8 protein-coding genes are annotated in these 16,284 nt (G+C 68.1%); 1 reads left to right on the forward strand and 7 read right to left on the reverse strand.

Annotation, left to right across the window (positions count from 1 at the left end; all coding sequences use genetic code 11):
* Positions 1 to 51: 51 nt before the first annotated feature.
* On the forward strand, positions 52 to 429 hold the full coding sequence (locus ACFZCE_RS01240; protein ID WP_390935331.1) for a hypothetical protein: 378 nt from the start codon (positions 52 to 54) through the stop codon (positions 427 to 429).
* On the opposite strand, the gene ACFZCE_RS01245 is transcribed toward ACFZCE_RS01240, so the two are convergent.
* The 7 genes from ACFZCE_RS01245 to recC form a co-directional block, all read right to left on the reverse strand.
* Positions 426 to 2,867 carry a TonB-dependent siderophore receptor gene (locus tag ACFZCE_RS01245; RefSeq protein ID WP_390935333.1) on the reverse strand — a complete coding sequence of 814 codons (2,442 nt, stop codon included), beginning with the start codon at positions 2,865 to 2,867 and terminating at the stop codon, positions 426 to 428. The genes ACFZCE_RS01240 and ACFZCE_RS01245 overlap by 4 nt on opposite strands.
* Positions 2,868 to 2,961: 94 nt before the next feature.
* Positions 2,962 to 3,906, reverse strand: a complete 945-nt coding sequence (locus ACFZCE_RS01250; RefSeq protein WP_390935334.1) for a FecR domain-containing protein — start codon at positions 3,904 to 3,906, stop codon at positions 2,962 to 2,964.
* Positions 3,906 to 4,439, reverse strand: a complete 534-nt coding sequence (locus ACFZCE_RS01255; RefSeq protein WP_390935336.1) for a sigma-70 family RNA polymerase sigma factor — start codon at positions 4,437 to 4,439, stop codon at positions 3,906 to 3,908. The genes ACFZCE_RS01250 and ACFZCE_RS01255 overlap by 1 nt, the downstream gene beginning before the upstream one ends.
* A gap of 927 nt (positions 4,440 to 5,366) precedes the next feature.
* Entirely contained in the window at positions 5,367 to 6,959 is a 1,593-nt protein-coding gene (gene rmuC, locus ACFZCE_RS01260) for a DNA recombination protein RmuC (RefSeq protein WP_390935337.1), read from the reverse strand.
* A complete protein-coding gene (gene recD / locus ACFZCE_RS01265; RefSeq protein WP_390935339.1) occupies positions 6,952 to 9,051 on the reverse strand; it encodes an exodeoxyribonuclease V subunit alpha in 2,100 nt (699 codons plus the stop codon). Before recD ends, rmuC begins: the two co-directional genes overlap by 8 nt.
* Positions 9,048 to 12,707, reverse strand: coding sequence for an exodeoxyribonuclease V subunit beta (gene recB, locus ACFZCE_RS01270; RefSeq protein WP_390935341.1), 3,660 nt, complete (start codon positions 12,705 to 12,707; stop codon positions 9,048 to 9,050). The genes recD and recB overlap by 4 nt, the downstream gene beginning before the upstream one ends.
* Positions 12,704 to 16,183 (reverse strand): exodeoxyribonuclease V subunit gamma, encoded by a 3,480-nt coding sequence (recC, locus tag ACFZCE_RS01275; protein ID WP_390935343.1) that lies wholly within the window; start codon positions 16,181 to 16,183, stop codon positions 12,704 to 12,706. The genes recB and recC overlap by 4 nt, the downstream gene beginning before the upstream one ends.
* Positions 16,184 to 16,284 lie beyond the last annotated feature (101 nt).

A 16,284-nucleotide genomic window follows, 5' to 3' on the forward strand; every position in this document is an offset into this window, starting at 1 on the left:
TATTTTCTGCCAGAAGCATTCTCATACACGCGGGTTGGGCACGGAGGCGCGATGAGCACCCTAAACACCCCTGACACGGACATCACCCAGGCCCTGAACGCCGCACTGGCCGAACAGCAGCGAGCCCAGGAAACCCTCAAACGGCAGTTGGTGCTGTACGTCAGCAACAGCCGCGCGGCAGCCCTGGCAGAGGCCGAGGCGCGCTGCGAGCGCTTGGAGGCGGCCCTGCGCGAGGCCGAGGCCCAGCGCGAGCAGGACGCCCTGGCCCAGTACCAGGCGCTGGCGGCGCTCAGCGCGCGGTTCACCCAAGTCACCCTGGAAGCCAGCCAGGTCGCCCAGAGCTACCGCCTGAAAAGCCGGGTGCTGGTCGGGCTGGTGGCACTGGCGCTGATGATCGTGCTGCTGCCAGTGATGCTCGCCACCCTCTAGAACGCCCAGCGGGCGTTGGCCACCAGGTTGCGCGGCTCGCCGTACGAGCCGGAATTGAAGGTGCCGAGGCCGTCGTAGTACTTCTTGTCGAACAGGTTGTTCAGGTTCAGGCCCACGCTCAGGTGCTCATCGACCTTATAGTTGGCCAACAACCCCACCACCCCATAGGCGCGCTGGTAGGCCTTGGTGCCGAAGTCTTCGTTGCTGGCGTAGATCGAGCTTTGCCACAGCCAGCTGCCGCCCACCGTCAGGCGGTTCCAGGCGCCCGGCAGTTGGTAGCGGGTGGCGAGCTTGAACAGGTTCATCGGCTGGTTGGTTTCTACCCGGTTACCGTCGTTGTCGTTCGACTCACGGTAGGTGTAACCGGCCAATACCTGCCAACCCGGCAGCACTTCGCCGTTGATCTCGGTTTCGATGCCGCGGGTGGTGGTGCCGGCAATCGCCCGATAAATCTCACTGCCATCGTCGGCGTTGCCGACAAACTGCGGGGTGTTCTTCTGCTTGACCTCGAACACCGCCGCACTGGCGTTCAGCGCGCCGTTGAAGAATTCGCCCTTGATGCCCAGCTCGTAGTTGTCGCCCTCGAGCGGCGCGAGCGAGGTGCCACCGGCGGTGCGGTAGTAGGTTTGCGGCAGGAAGATCGAGGTGTAGCTGGCGTACACCGAATAGGTGTCGTTGAGGTCAAGCACCACACCGGCGTAGGGGGTGACTACGCCGTGCTTCTTGGTCACATCGGTGGTGCCGTCGGCAGCGCCTACCGCTCGGTTGTAGTCCTCCTGGCGCCAGGTACTCACGCGGCTGCCAAGGATCAGCGTGAGCGGGTCGTAGGGCTTCAGCCGCACGGCCGCGTACAGCCCCTGCTGGCTCAGGCGGCTGATACTCTCTTCGGTTTTGTTCAGGTGCGGCTTGGCGTGGGGGTCGCCGTCCCACTGGTAGATGTTGTCCAGGTCAGGGAAATTATTCTGGTAGGTCGGGTAGTTCAGGTGGGTGTAGGCAATGTTGCTACCGACCACCAACTCATGCTCTCGCCCACCCAGCTCGAAGGGGCCGCTGGCGTACAGGTCGAGGTTGTCCTGGGTCTGGTAGCTGTCGAGCCGGTTGATGTACATCCCCGCGCCGCTGCCGGTGAGGGCATCGGGCGCGCCGCGGCTGGCCGAACCGGTCACGCCATGGCGGTAGGCGTACTGGTGGCTGTAAGCGGCCTTGGCGCTCCAGCCGCCGCCCAACTGGTGGTCGAGCACCGTGCTGAGGTTGTACTGGTTGTTGTCGAGGTAGCTCCAGCGCGCCCCGGGGTTGAACGAGCGGGAAAAGTTCGTGGCGCTGCCGTTGCTGTAGAACAGCGGAATGTGGCCGAAGCTGACGCCATCGGAATTGTTGTTCTGGTAATCCAGGCTGGTGCGCAGCACGGTGCTGGCATTCAGGTCGATGTCCAGCGCGCCGTACATCACCCGCTTGTCGGTCTTGTACCAGTCAACGAACGAGTTGGCGGTTTCGTACACCGCCACCAGCCGGCCGCGTACGTTGCCGCTGTCGGTCAGCGGCCCGGACACATCCGCCTCGGAGCGGTAACGGTCCCAGGCGCCGGCCTCACCGGCCACATAGCCCTGGAACTCCGCGGTGGGGCGCTTGCGCACCAGGTTGAGGGTGGCCGACGGGGTACCCGCGCCGCTGAGCAGGCCGGTGGCGCCGCGCACGACCTCAACGCGGTCGTAGATGGCCATGTCGGCGAGGGTGCTGGTGAACTGCTGCGACTCGTTGGCGACCTGGGCCGGCACGCCGTCGTACTCGAAGTTCTGGATCTGGAACCCACGGGAGTAGAACGTGTAACGCTCGCTGTCGCGGTGGTTGCTGCTCAACCCCGGGGTGAAGGTGACCACGTCGTCAAGCGAGCTGAGGTTGTGGTCGGTCATCAGTTGCCGGGGGATCACCGTCACCGATTGCGGGGTTTGCCGCAGGCTCAGCCCGAACTTGCTGGCGGTGCGGGTCTGGCCGGTGGTGTACGCGCCGGTGTCTTCGGTGGTTTCGCCCAGGGCCGCGCCGCTGATGCTGCTCACCCCCAACTGCAGGGTATCGCCTTCAGCCCCCGGCACCAGCACGAAGCTGCCGTCAGTGCTGGGCGCGGCGCTGAGGCCAGAACCGGCCAGCAACTGGGCAAACCCCTGCTCCACGCTGTAACTGCCGCTCAGCCCGGCGCTTTGCTTGCCTTGGGTCAGGGCGCTGTCGAACGACAACACCACGCCGGCCTCATTGGCGAAACGGCCCAGCACCGCGCCCAGCGGGCCGGCACCGATGGTGTAGTTTTTTTGTACGCTGGCCGCCTGCGCGCCTGCGCTGCCGAGCAGCACCGGCTCAAGGCACACCAGCCCCGCGCCGAACAGGGCGAGGCGCAAGGTGCTGCGTGGGTTGAAGGCCAAGGCGTTGAAAGAGCGGGGGCGCATGCTGACTCCTGAGGCTCGCGGCGAGCGAATGTGAAGGCTGTTGAACAGGAGTCGCGCCGCCTGGGCAAAATCGACAATGCCCCGTGAAGTTTTTTTACACCGGTACCACCCGGGCCCAGAACGGCCCATAGCGCTCGACCCGCACCGGCAGCGCGCGGGCCACCGCGGCGAGGGTAAGGTCGAGGTCGCGCAGCGAATAAGCGCCCGACACCCGCCAGTGCCCCACCTCACCGGCGCAGCCCAGGTACCCGGGCCGATAGCGCTGCAACTCGGCGATCAAGCGGTCGAGCCGCCAGCCGTCGATCACCAGCCGGCCGCTGACCCAGGCGTCTTCGTCTGCCGCCAAGGCGCGCGGCGGCATTACCCCGTCGGCGCTGAAGGCCACACCCTGCCCGGCCTGGATCACCGCTTGCTCGCCCGCCACATGGGCCGGGTGCACCGCCACCGCGTGCTCGAACACCGCCAGCTCCGTGTGCCGCGGGTACAGGCGGGCGCCAAAGCGCGTGCCGAGCGCGCGCAAGGTGCCGTGGCCGGTGCTCAGGGTAAAGGGCCGCGCGTCTTTGGCAGTTTCGATGAACACCTCGCCGGCCCGCAGGCGCAGGGCCCGCGCCGTGGCGGTGAAGTCCACATCCACCGCGCTGGCGGTGTTCAGCACCAGCCGGCTGCCATCGGCCAGGCGCAGGCTGCGCTGCTCACCGGTGCCGGTGCGCAGATCGGCCAGCCACACCGGCGCCTGGCGGTAGCCACCCCAGCCGAGCGCGCCCAGCCCGGCGCCAAGCACCAGGCCCTTGAGCAGCGCGCGGCGGCCCAGGCCACCCGCGCCGGCCTGGGCCAGCACGTTGTAACCCAGCCCGCCCTGGGCCTGGCCCAGTTGCGCCTGCAGCATGGCCAGCCGCTGCCAGGCCCACTGGTGAGTGGGGCACGCGTTATGCCATTGCTGCCATTGCTGCTGCAGGGCCGGGTCTGCCGGTGCCGCGCCGAGGCGGGCGAACCACTGCGCCGCGGCGCTGAGCGCCTGGCGGCGATCGCTGGCGGCCATCAGGGGTTGTCCAGCGCGAACAGCAGGCAATGCTCGGTGGCCTTGGCGATGTACTTGGTCACCGAGCTGACCGTCACCCCCAACTGCGCGGCAATCGCCTTGTACCCCAGGCCCTGCAATTGCGAGAGCAAAAACGCCTGCTTCACCCGCGGCCCCAGGCCGCTGAGCATGGCATCGAGCGCCTGCAGGGTTTCCAGCAGCATTAGTCGCTCTTCCGGCGCCAGCGCGTACTGCTCAGGCTGCTCGGCCAGCAGCTGCAGGTAGGCTTGCTCCACCGAACGGCGGCGAAAGCCATCGACCATCACCCGCTTGGCCACCGTGACCAGATAGTGCCGCGGCTCGACCAGTTGCGCCGCCAATGGCGCGCGGCGGTCAGCCAGCAGCACCCGCAGGAAGGTGTCCTGGGCGATGTCGGCGGCCTGCTGAGAACAGCCCAGGCGGCCACGCAGCCAGTTCACCAGCCAGCCGTGATGCAAGCCATAGAGCCCGGCGATGCTCTGGGGCGGGCTGGGCTGGGGGGCGAGGTTGGGCATGGAAGGGGAAAGGGGTAGTTGAGAATGAGTTGCAATGTATTTCAATTGTAGCGGGACGGCAATGGCTGCGATGCGCTTGGCGTGGCCCACGCTAAAAATCAGAACATTTTGTGTACTAAGGGATTTTGCCCTCCGCGGGATGGGAAAATCCGCTCCCCCTCGGACGGAAGTGAAGCAGTGCATCCTCCACAGCCCCCAGCCTTAGCGGCTCAGTACCTGCCGGGGCTGCACGCCCACGACTTCATTGCCCAGCCGTTCACAGGCCAACAAAGCTTCGGTTACATCCCGACTATCAAACGCCAAGGTATTTCATTACCCGCCGGTGAGATCTACCTCCGCGCTGGCCGGCACGTGGGGCCGAACAAGGGCTTCGGTGTGAACCACATATGGGCTGAACATGCCCATGAGCTACCGCGATGGGGGTGCAAGGCCATAGGCGAAGTAGCGGCATACGTCGCGTCCATCATCGTTCACAAGGCCCCGATCTATTGCGAATTCCATCAAACCCGCAATGGCTATCGCCTCGCAATATTGCGCAGCGCGAAGGGATACGCAGTGCTCGAGCCCATTCTCGGAAACGGGCAGGCGTTGAGGTTCTACTCAGTGGTCACCGCATATCGGCTGAATCGCAGAGGGCACGGAAGCCTGGTAGGTAACGTGCAATGCAATAGGCCATAGAAGGCCATAAAAAAAGCGCCACGATGGGCGCTTTTGAAGATGTGCAAGGGCCTGTAGTCGCAGCGCTTACTTAGCTCATCCCAGGTAACCCTGGAGATGGGGTCGCAAGCCAACCGTTGATGCCTGGTTGCCGCTACTCGGGACGGTGCATCCCGCGATCCACACTGCCGGCCAATGAGCACCTTGACGCCGGGCAGCAACGCTCTTATCGAGCCCTTGACGTTATTTTCATCGATGCCCGATGGGCAGTCAACCCACCGGCCCACTCCCCTCCTCCACCAGCGCTGGCGCCTCCCGGCCCAGCTCCAGCTCGGCACGGTCGACCCACTCGCCGCTCAACTCGCCCTTGACCGCCACGCCCAATTGGCGGAAGTCATTGACCTGCTTGACCAGGTTGCCGCGGCCATTCACCAGTTGGTCGCAGGCTTTGCGGTAGGCGTCCTGGGCTTTTTCCAGGCTGGAGCCGACGGCGTCCATGCTGCCGAGGAAGGTGCGCAGTTTGTCGTACACCTTGGCGGCGCGGTCGGCGAGTTCGGCGGTGTGCTTGTTCTGGTCTTCGAAGCGCCACAACTGGCGCACGATGTTCAGGCTGGTGAGCAGGGTGGTCGGCGTGGCCACCAGTACGTTCTGCTCGATGGCCTTGTGGAACAGGCCTTCATCGGCCTTGAGCGCCTCGACGAAGGCCGATTCGATCGGCACGAACATGAACACCATTTCCGGGGCGTTCAGCCCGGGCAGGTCGAAGTACTGGCGGTCGGCCAATTCCTTGATCCGTGCGCTGAACGCCGCCACATGCTCGGCCAGGGCCAGGCGCCGTTCGGTGTCATCCTCGCTGTTGATGTAGCGCACGTAAGCGTTGAGCGAGACCTTGGCGTCGATGATCAGGTGCTTGCCCTGGGGCAGGTAAACAATGGCGTCCGGGCGTTGCCGGCCGTTTTCGCCGGTGATGCTCACCTCGCGTTTGTAGTCCCGGTTGAGCACCAGCCCGGAGCGGTCGAGGACGTTTTCCAGGATCAGCTCGCCCCAATTGCCTTGGGCCTTTTTCTGGCCTTTGAGGGCGGTAGTGAGGTCGTGGGCTTCCTGGGTGATCTGCCGGTTCAGCTCCTTGAGGTGCAGCAGTTCCTGGGCCAACGCCGCCTGTTGTTGCACGTCCTTGTGGTGGATGTCTTCGACCTTGGCGCGAAAGCCTTCGATCTGCTCGCGGAACGGCTTGAGCAGCGCATCGAGGGACTGCTGGCTGTGCTGGGAGAACGCCTGGCCCTTGGCTTCGAAGATCTGCCCGGCGAGTTGCTCGAATTCGAGCTTGAGCTGTTCGCGGCTTTCCTTGAGCAACTGCTGCTGCTCGGCGAAGTGCTGCTGCTTGTGCTCCAGGGTGCTGGTGAGGGTGGCGTGCTCCCGGCCCAGCTCGGCGAAGCGGCCGTGCAGTTCATCGTACTGGGCCTGCAACTGAGCGCGGCCGGCGCGGTGCTCCTGCAGTTGCGCCTGGGCCTGCTCCTGCTGGGCCTGGGCCACGCTGGCCTGGCGCTGGGCCTCGGCCTGGGCGGTGTAGGCCTGTTGGGCCTGCTCGCGCAGTTGCAGGGCCTCGCCACGGGCCTGGCCACACTGCTGTTGCCAGTGCTGGGCGTGTTGCTGCTCGGCGCGCAGGCCGGCGTTGAGCTCGCCCAACTCGAGTTGCTGGGCGAGGTTGGCGTCGCGCTGCTGCTCCAGCAGCAACTGCGCCTGCTCCAGTTGCGCCTGGCTGGCGCGCTGGCGCGCGGCCTGCCAGGCCACGGCCAGGCCCAGGCCGGCGCTGGCCAGCAGCAAGGCGGCGCAGGCCCATTGCAGGGTGGTGGGGTCAAGCATTGCGTATCTCCTGAGTGTGGCCGGCCAAAGCTTCGGCCAACTGTGCCGGCAGCCCGCTGGTGCGTTCCACCTGGCGGCCGGCGGCGCCTTCGAACACCGCCGGGTTGACCTCGGCCAGGCTGAACCAGCGTTTGCCGCGAGTGATCGCGGTGTACAGCAATTCTTTGGTCAGCACCGGGTTCAGCGCATCGGGCAGCACCAGCGCGGTGTGCTCGAACTCCGAGCCCTGGGACTTGTGCACGGTCATGGCGAACACGGTGTCGACTTCCACCAGCCGGCTCGGCAGCACGAAGCGCACCCCGGCGCTGCCGTCGTTACGCGGGAAGGCCACGCGCAAGGCCAACTGGCCACCCGGGGTGGGCACCTGCAGGGCGATGCCGATGTCGCCGTTCATCAGGTTCAGGCTGTAGTCGTTGCGGGTCACCAGCACCGGGCGGCCTTCGTACCAGCCATGCTCGCCGGGCAGCAGCCCGCGGGCATGCAGCGCCGCGGCCAGGCGCTGGTTCAACCCTTCAACACCCCAGGGGCCGCGGCGCAAGGCGCAGAGCAGGCGGAAGCGATCGAACGCCACCAGCAGTTCAGCGGCCCAGGCTTGCCAGGCCGGGGCGTCCCACTCGGTGCCGGCGGCCGGGCGCAGGTGCTGCAAAGCCTGCAGGTAATGCCGATAGCCGGGGCGCTCACCCTGGCCGTCGATCAGCAGGGTGTCGAGGGCGGCGTCCTGTTCGTTGCGCAAGCGCAGCGCCAGCAGTTGATCGGACGGCGCCGCCAGCAACTGCCGGGCAGCGCTGGCCTGCTGGGCGTTGACCAGCCGCGCCAGGCGGCCGATGCCCTGCTCGGCGTCGAAGCGCCGCGAGTAGCGCAGCATCACCGTTTGCTGGGCCAAGGGGTCGCCCGCGCCTTCGGCAAACACCAGCGCCGGCGCCTGCACCGCCTCGCCGGTGTGCTCGGCCAGCCAGCGCACGGTGGCCTGGCTGTAGTGGCCGGCCTCGGCGTCGCGGCAGAGGTCGCCCAGCACCGAGCCGGCGTCGACCGAGGCCAACTGGTCTTTGTCGCCCAACAGGATCAAGCGCGCCGCCGGCGGCAGCGCGGCGAGCAGGCAGGCCATCATCTCCAGGTCGATCATCGAGGCTTCGTCGACCACCAGTACGTCCAGTTGCAGGCGGTTGCCGGCGTGGTGAATGAAGTTGCGCGAATCCGGCCGGCTGCCGAGCAGGCGGTGCAGGGTCGAAACCTCGGTGGGGATCGCCGCGCGCACCTCATCGCTCACCGGCAGCGCGCTGACCGCCCGGCCGATGGACTCGGACAACCGCGCCGCGGCCTTGCCGGTGGGTGCCGCCAGGCGAATGCGCAGTGGCCGCCCGGCCTGCACCGCCGGGGTTTGCAGCAAGCCCAGCAGGCGCACCACCGAGGTGGTCTTGCCGGTGCCGGGGCCGCCAGTGATTACGCTGAAGTGCGCCCGCGCGCAGAGTGCGCAGGCGAGTTTTTGCCAATCGCTCTGGCGCTCGCCATTGACCCACAGCGGCTCAGGAAACAACTGCTGCAAGCGTTCGCCCAACTGCGCCGGGGTGCTGGCCGGTTGTTCCAGGCGCTCGGCGAGGGCCTGGGCGATGCGCCGTTCGTAGTTCCAGTAGCGGCGCAGGTACAGCCGCGCGCCGGCCAGCACCAGGGGCCGCTCGGGCTGCTCAAGGCCGTTGTCGTGGTCTTCGACCAGCGGGTTGGCCGCCAGCGCCTGGCGCCACTGGGCCAGGTCGAGGCCGGCAAGCCAGGCAGAGGGCAATTGGCCGCCGTGCTCGCCTTCGGGTGGCATCGACAGGGTGAAGTCCGGCGCGCGCAGGGTGGCTTGCAGGTCGAGGCAGGTGTGGCCGCGGCCCAGTTGGTGGCTGACCATCGCCGCCGCCAGCAGCACCGGCGCCGGGCTGTGCGGCGCCTGCTCCAGCACGAAGCCGGCGAAGGCGCGGTCGAGCGCGCGCAACCAGCCGCGCAGCACCCAGTAATCGAGTTGCTGCAACAAGTGCTCGCTGCTGGCCTGGCCGACCGGCTGGGCGCCGCGCTCATGTGGGCGCAGGTTGTCGCTGAGGGTTTTCAGGCTCATGCCGTGTGCTCCTGGCGCTGGCCTTGGAAGAGGTGGTCGAGCTGTTCGATCACCGCGCGGGTGGGGCGCTCGAAATGCACACCATGGCCCGGCGCCTGTTGGCCACGAATGAACAGGTACAGCGCGCCGCCCATGTGCTGGTCGTAATCGTAGCCGGGCAGGCGCGCGCTCAGTTGCCGGTGCAGGGCCAGCAGGTACAGGCACAGTTGCAGGTCATAGCGTTTGCCGAGCATGGCCTCGGCCATGGCCAGCGGCACATAGGCCTCGCTGCTGGCGCCCAGCCAGTTGGATTTGAAGTCCGCCACGTAGTAGCGGCTCTGGTGCTCGAACACCAGGTCGATGAACCCTTTGAACAGGCCGTTGAGCTGGTTGTACGCCAGCGCCGGGCGTTGCACCCCGGCCAGGGTACCCGCGGTGACGATGCCATCGAGCGCCGGCACCGCCACCTGCGAGCTGGAGAACCAGAACTCCATCTCTACCTGGTAGGCGGCCAGCTCCGCCAGGCGCACCGGCTCGAAGCCGGGCAGCGGCAAGGGCGTGTTGAAGTACTCCAGCAGCCATTGGCTCAACGGTTCGATCCAGCTTTCCCAGTCACGCAGGTTGCAGCGCCGCGCCACGGCATTGCGCAGGCGTTGAGGGTCAGCCGCGACCGCGCCGAAACCTTCACGGCCAGCCCACTCGAACAGGCCGTGGAGGAAGGTGCCGGGGCCGGCGCCACGGGGGAAGCCGTGGATCCCCGGGGCATTGGCCAGCGGTGGTTCTTCGGCTTCGAGGGCCTCGCGCAGGTTGGCTTCCTGGGCGGTGCTTGGCTCTGGCACCAGGCCGCCGAGGTGGCCGTCGGCGGCCAGTGCCAGCGCCGAGTAGCTGGCGATCCACCAGTGTTGCTGGACCTTGCCAGCCGGCTCCAGCGCCGGGCCCAAGGCCCCGGCGCGGGCCAGGGCATGGCGTTCGAAGCCAACCTGCGGGGCCGCCTGCAACGCCAACGCCGTGGCCTCCCCGGCCAGCGCCTGCAACTGCCCAGCCAGGGCCCCGGCGGGCACTTCTTCGCCGCCGGCGAGCAGGTAGCCGAGGGCGCCCTTGTGCAGCTCGGTGGCTTTGCCACCGGCCCGGCCCTGCTCGGCCATGCACACCCAGGTGGCGTAGCGGGCGCGGGTCAGGGCCACGTAAAGCAAGCGCATTTCTTCGCCCAGGCGCTCGTCGTTGGCCAGCGCGCGGGCGGCTTTGGCGGCGTCGCCCGGGGCCAGTTCCACGGCCAGCGCATGCTCGGCGTCGTGGTACATCGGCGGGGTGTTGCCACGGCCGTCGATCTCGCGCGCGGCGCAGGCGAACGGCAGCAGCACCAACGGGTATTCCAGGCCCTTGGACTTGTGCACCGTGACCACTTTGATCAGGTCGGCGTCGCTCTCCAGGCGGAGGATTTCTTCTTCGCTGGCGCTGTCGATCTGCTCGGCCAGGTGGCGGATCAACGCATGCTCGCCGTCCAGCTCGGCGGCGCTGCGCTGCAGCCATTCGGCCAGGTGCAAAAGGTTGGTCAAGCGCCGCTCGCCGCCCGTGGCGCGCAGCAACCGCGCCGGCACCTGGTAGTGGTTGAACAACCGCCGCAGCATCGGCAGCACGCCCTGGTACTGCCAGACCTTGCGCAGCTCCCGCAGGCGCTCGACCTGCTCTTCCCAGTAGCGCTCGTTGTGGTTCAGCTCTTCGAGGCGGGCCCAGCTCAGGCCGATGCTGTGGGTGGCCAGCGCGGCGCGTAGCAACGGGTCGCTGCCCGGCTGGGCGCAGGCACGGAGGATGAACAACAGGTCGCGGGCCTCGTCGCTGGCGAACACCGAGTCGCGGTCAGACAAGTACACGCTGGCCAACTGGCGCCGGGCCAGGGCACCGCGCAGGGTTTCGGCTTCAGCGCGGCTGCGCACCAGCACGGCGATGTCGGCCGGGCGCAGCGGGGTGAGCACGCCGCCCTTGAGCAGCCCACTGGCGGAGCCTTCGGCCAGCCAGCCCTGGATCGCCGAGGCGCAGGTTTCGGCGGCCAGTGCCAGGTAATCGCGTTTGTTGATCAAGCCGTCTTGGGGCAGCTGCCAGAAGGTCAGCGCGGTGGCCGGCTGGCCGTGCAGTTGCAGCACTTCTTCACGGCCCTTGGCGCCCACGGCGTTGAACGGCACCGGGTTGCCGCCGGCCTCGGCGAAACGAAACGCCCCGCGCGGGTAGCGCTCGGCAAAGGCGAAGCAGTGGTTGACCGCGTCGACCATGGCCTGGCTGGAGCGGTAGTTGGTGCCCAGGGTGTAATGCCGCCCGGCGGTGGCCTCGCGGGCTTGCAGGTAAGTGTAGATGTCGGCCCCGCGGAACGAGTAGATCGCCTGCTTGGGGTCGCCGATCATGAACAACCCGCAGTCGGGCAGGTTCTCGCGCACTGCGTAGATGCTGTCGAAAATACGGTACTGCACCGGGTCGGTGTCTTGGAATTCGTCGATCAGCGCGACCGGGTACTGCTCGCGGATCAACCGCGCCAGGCGCGGCCCGGCGGGCCCCTGCAGGGCCTGGTCGAGGCGCTGCAGCAGGTCGTCGAAGCCGATCTGCGCGCGCTGGCGCTTTTGCGCGTCGAAGCGCTGGCGCACCTCGGCGAGGGCGTGCAGCAGCAGTTGCGGGCGGATGTCGAGCTTTGCCGCGTGGGCCTCCAGCCAGGTATCGATCGCGGCGAACGCCGGGTGCGCCGGGGCCTGCGCCTTGGCCTTGAGCTTGAACCCGCGCTGGCCGAAGCGCTCGATGTTCTTCGGCGCCGGCGCGCCCTGGGCCCAGGCGGCCAGCGCGGCCAAGGCGGCGTTGAACACCTCGTCCTGGTCGTACTTGCGGTAGCTGTTGCCGTTCAGCGCCGGGCGCAGTTCGCGCAGCAGTGCTTCGAGTTCCTCGCGGTGCGCCAGCCACAGCGCGCGGGCGGCGGCCTCCAGTTGCGGCACCTGCTCATACCACTGCCCAGGGCCCTGCAGCAACCCGGCCAGGGAGGCCGGCGTGGGCAGCACGCTGCCCTCGAACTGATACTGGGCGTCGCCGCGCGACAACAACGGCAGCAGCGCGTGCTCCAGCGCTTCGGGACCACTGAAGCAGTCACCGATGGCCATCGCCTGGGGCAGCGGCAGGCTATAGAAATGCCGCCGCCAGTAGTCGCGCACCACCTCGCTGAGCAGCTCGCGCTGGTCGGTTTCAAGGGTTTGGGTAAACAGGCTGCCGCTGTCGAAGGCGTGCTCGCGCAGCATGCGGTAGCACCAGCCGTGGATGGTCGAAACGGCGGCTTCGTCCATCCACTCGCCGGCCAGTTGCAGGCGCTGGGCGCACCCCGGCCACTGCTCGGCGGGGTAACTGGCGCGCAGGCTGACCAGCAGGCTGTCGTGCTCGCCCTCTGGCGAGGCAAAGCAGGCGGCGGCCTCGGCCAGGCGCGCGCGGATGCGATCGCGCAGCTCTTGGGTGGCAGCGTCGGTGAAGGTCACCACCAGCACCTGGGGCGGCGTGAGCGGCCGTGGGAAGGCATTCTCGCCACCGTGGCCGAGCACCAGGCGCACATACAGCAGGGCGATGGTGAAGGTTTTGCCGGTGCCGGCGCTGGCCTCGATCAGGCGGCTGCCGTGCAGCGGGAAACTCAGCGGGGCAAGGTTCAAGGGCGTCATTGCACAGTGCTCTCGGCCAGGTGTTGAAAGAGCCCGCCATACAGCCGCTCGGCCCACTGGCCGAACTGCCCGCTGGCATTGAGGCTGTCGAAATCCGGGTAGGCGCGGCGCAGGGCGAAAGAGCCCTCCACCTCACCAGCGGCCATGTAGCCGCCTTCGTAGGCGTCGCGGGCAGCGGCCAGGCGCGGCGCTTCATCGCCTTCGTCGCCGGGGCTTTGCTCGAGCCAGGCAAAGGCGCTGCGGCAGGCGACCGGCAACGGTTCGCGCATGGCCTGGGCCCAGGCCGCGAGCAGGCTGGCCAACTGCGCCCGGGCTTGCGCGGCCGGGATCGGCCGCAGCACCACGTCGCCCTTGAGGCTCACCCACACGCTGGTGCAGGGCTGCTCGCCCAGTTGCAGCGCTAGGTGGTACACCCACGGCCGCACCAGGTTGTGCCAGCGGTACACGCCTTCATCCACCAGTTTTTTGCTGTCGAGCTGGATCAACGCCAAATGGCCCTCGGCGTTCTGCCGCAGGCCGCCGACCCAGTCGCTGAGCCCGGGCACCTGCGCCTCGGCGTCCGCCGGCAGCGCCGCGGCCACCTGGCCTTCGACCGGGTACGGCCAAGCGCGCAGGTGGGCCTGGTAGCGGTCCAGCAGGTTCGGCAGCGGCGCGGCCAGGTCACGCGCGCTGAGCGCGCCGAAGGCGCCCAGTGGCAACTCGCCACGGCGTTGCAGGCGCTCGACCTCGGCGCCCAGCCGCGCCGCCAGTTGCTCGGGCTGCCAGGCGGCTTCTACCCACCCCTTGAGCGCCTGGCTGAGGGCATCCTGATGCTGCCAGCGCTCCAGGCCATCGAGGGCGAACGCTTCGTCATCGCGGCTGGTCAGGGCCTGCTCGGCAAAACGCACCTTCAGCCGCTGCTCGAAAAACGCCGCCACCGGGTCGCGCAGCAGGTTGGCCAGTTGGCGCAAGCTCAGCGGGGTGTCCATGCCCAACGCCGCCAGCGGCCCCTCGGCCGCGGTGCTGGCTTGAGCCGCGTGCACCTCACGCCACTCGTGGGCATAGGTATACAGGCCATCAGGCCCGGGCTGGCCGGCGAAGTAGGTAGCGCTGAACGGCTGCAACGGGTGGGCCTGGGTCAAGGCGGCGAGCAGTTCATCTTTTTTGCCGCTGCCGCCGGCCAGCGCCCAACCGGCGCTGAGGTGATCGCGCAACTGGCTGACCAGCACCGACGGCACCCGCTCGCTGTTGTCGCGGATGTTGCGCCCAACCCAGCTCACGTAGAGCTGGTCGCGCGCCGACAACAGCGCCTCGAGCAGCAGGTAGCGGTCGTCTTCGCGGCGGGAACGGTCACCGGGGCGGTAGTCGTTGCGCATCAGGTCGAAGTCCACCGCTTGCTGTTGCCGCGGGAAGTCGCCGTCGTTCATGCCGAGCAGGCACACCAGCTTGAACGGGATCGCGCGCATTGGCATCAGGGTGCAGAAATTCACCGCGCCGGCGAGAAAGCGCTGGCTCAGGCTGCCCTGCTCGATGCCGGCCAGCCAGGCCTCATGCACCACCGGCAGGGTGACCGGCTCGGCGAAACCGGCCAGTTCGCAGGTGGCGCGCCAGTCGTCGAGCAGGGCCAGCAACTGGTCGAGCAGCAGTTGGTCGGCGTCGCCCTGGGGCTTGAAGAACACCCGCAACAGCGCTTGCAGGCGCTCGACCCAGCCCTCGGGGGTGGCGGGTTGTTGCAGGTCGAGGCGGGCCACGTCGAGGCGCTCGATCAGCGCCAGCAACGGCCCGGCCAGGGCCGCCTCCAGGCCGGCCACTTCGTCGTACGGCTCGATACCGCCCAGCGCGGGCGCCTGGCCGCTGGCGTACCCGAGCAGCATGCGCCGCAGGCCGAAGCGCCAGGTGTTCTGCTCCAGGCCTTCGGGCATCTCGAGGCTTTCACGGTGGGCGGCGTCTACGCCCCAGCGCACCCCAGCGCCGTCGACCCAACGCTGCAGGGTGGGCACGTCGGCTTCATCGATGCCCAAGCGCGCGCGCACCGCGGGCACGTCGAGCAGGTCAAGGATGTCACTCACGCTGAAGCGGCTTTGCGGCAACCGCAGCAGGTGCTCCAGGGCGATCAGCAGCGGCTGGCGACCGCGCTGGCCCTGGTCGGCGAGGGTGAACGGGATGTAGCGGGCGTCGTCACGCGGCACCTGGCCGAACACCGCCTGGATGTGCGGGGCGTAGGCGTTGATGTCGGGCACCATGACGATCACATCGCGCGCCTGCAGGGCAGGGTCGGCGCTGAAGCGGGCGAGCAGTTGGTCGTGCAGCACCTCGACTTCGCGCTGGGCGCTGTGCACCAACTGGAAGCGCAGCGAGTGGTCGCCGCTTGGGTCGACCGCCGGCCACAGCGGGCGGCTTTCGGCCAGCGGGCGCAGTTCGAGGATGTCGTTCTGCAACTGGCCGAGCAGGTGCGTGGGTTGGCTGTCGTCGAACAGGTCGATGCGCCCGCCACTGACGGCCTGGAACAGGTTCTGGTAACTGGCCGGGTCGTCATAGCTGTCGAGCAGGTTGATGTAGTCGCGGCCTTGCTTGCCCCACGCCGCCAGCAGCGGTTGGCCGTGGTTGCCAGCCGGCGCCGCGCCGAGCTTGTGCGGCTGGCGCCGGTAGGCGTGGCCGAGCAGTTCTTTGTCAGCGACGATGTCGGCCCAGTGGTGGCGGCAAGGGTTGTGCACGCACAGCAGCACCTGGCTGTGCCGGGCCAGCGCGGCCAGGGCTTCGAGCACCTGCGCCGGCATCGAGGAAATCCCGAACACCACCACCCGCCGCGCCAGCCCCGCCGGCGCCGGGCCGGGCTCGGCCAGGCGCTCGATAAAGCGCCGGTGCACGCCGGCGCGGCTCTGCGCCAGGGCGCCCTCGCCCACATCGGCGAGCACCTCGCGCCACAGTTGGGCCTGCCACAGTTGGTCAGCGGCCAGCGGCTGCACGCCGCCGCGCAGGTGGCGCAGTTGGTCGTGCCCGGCGGCCCAATCGTCGAGCCAGTCGGCGCGGTACACCTGGTATTGGTCGAACAGGTCAGCCAGGCGTTCGGCCAACTGGTGCAGCTTGCGCCCATCGCCGTCGTCACCCAGAAACCCCGCCAGCCCGGCGAACGCCGGCTGCCCGAGCAGGCCCGGCAGCACGCGCATCAACCGCCACAGCAGCGGGGCTTTGTCGAGGGGGGAGGTTTCCGGCGTGCTGGCGCGGCCGAGCACGTTGCGGTAGGCCTGCCAGAGAAAACGCGCCGGCAGCTGCACCTCGAGCGCGGCGGCGATGCCGCAACCGCCGGCGCTGCGGTCTTCGGCCAGGGCCAGCTTCAGCCATTGGGCGATGCCGTTGCTGTGCACCAGCACGGTTTCGTTTTCCAGTGGTGCCAGCGGGTAGCGTTGCATCCAGTTCACCGCCAGGGCGCGCAGGTCGTCCAGGCGGTTGCCATGCACGATCATGAAACCGGGGGTCAGCGAAGGTCCTTGCTGCATCGTGCTACCTCTTCGAGCGGGCGCGTCAGGCCGGCCATTGTACACGGGTACCCTTTCCCATCACCCCGGCTTATGCCGCGTTGCAGGCAGAACGATTGGTC

It is taken from the genome of Pseudomonas sp. NPDC007930 (genome assembly GCF_042958985.1).
Taxonomy (GTDB): Bacteria; Pseudomonadota; Gammaproteobacteria; order Pseudomonadales; family Pseudomonadaceae; genus Aquipseudomonas.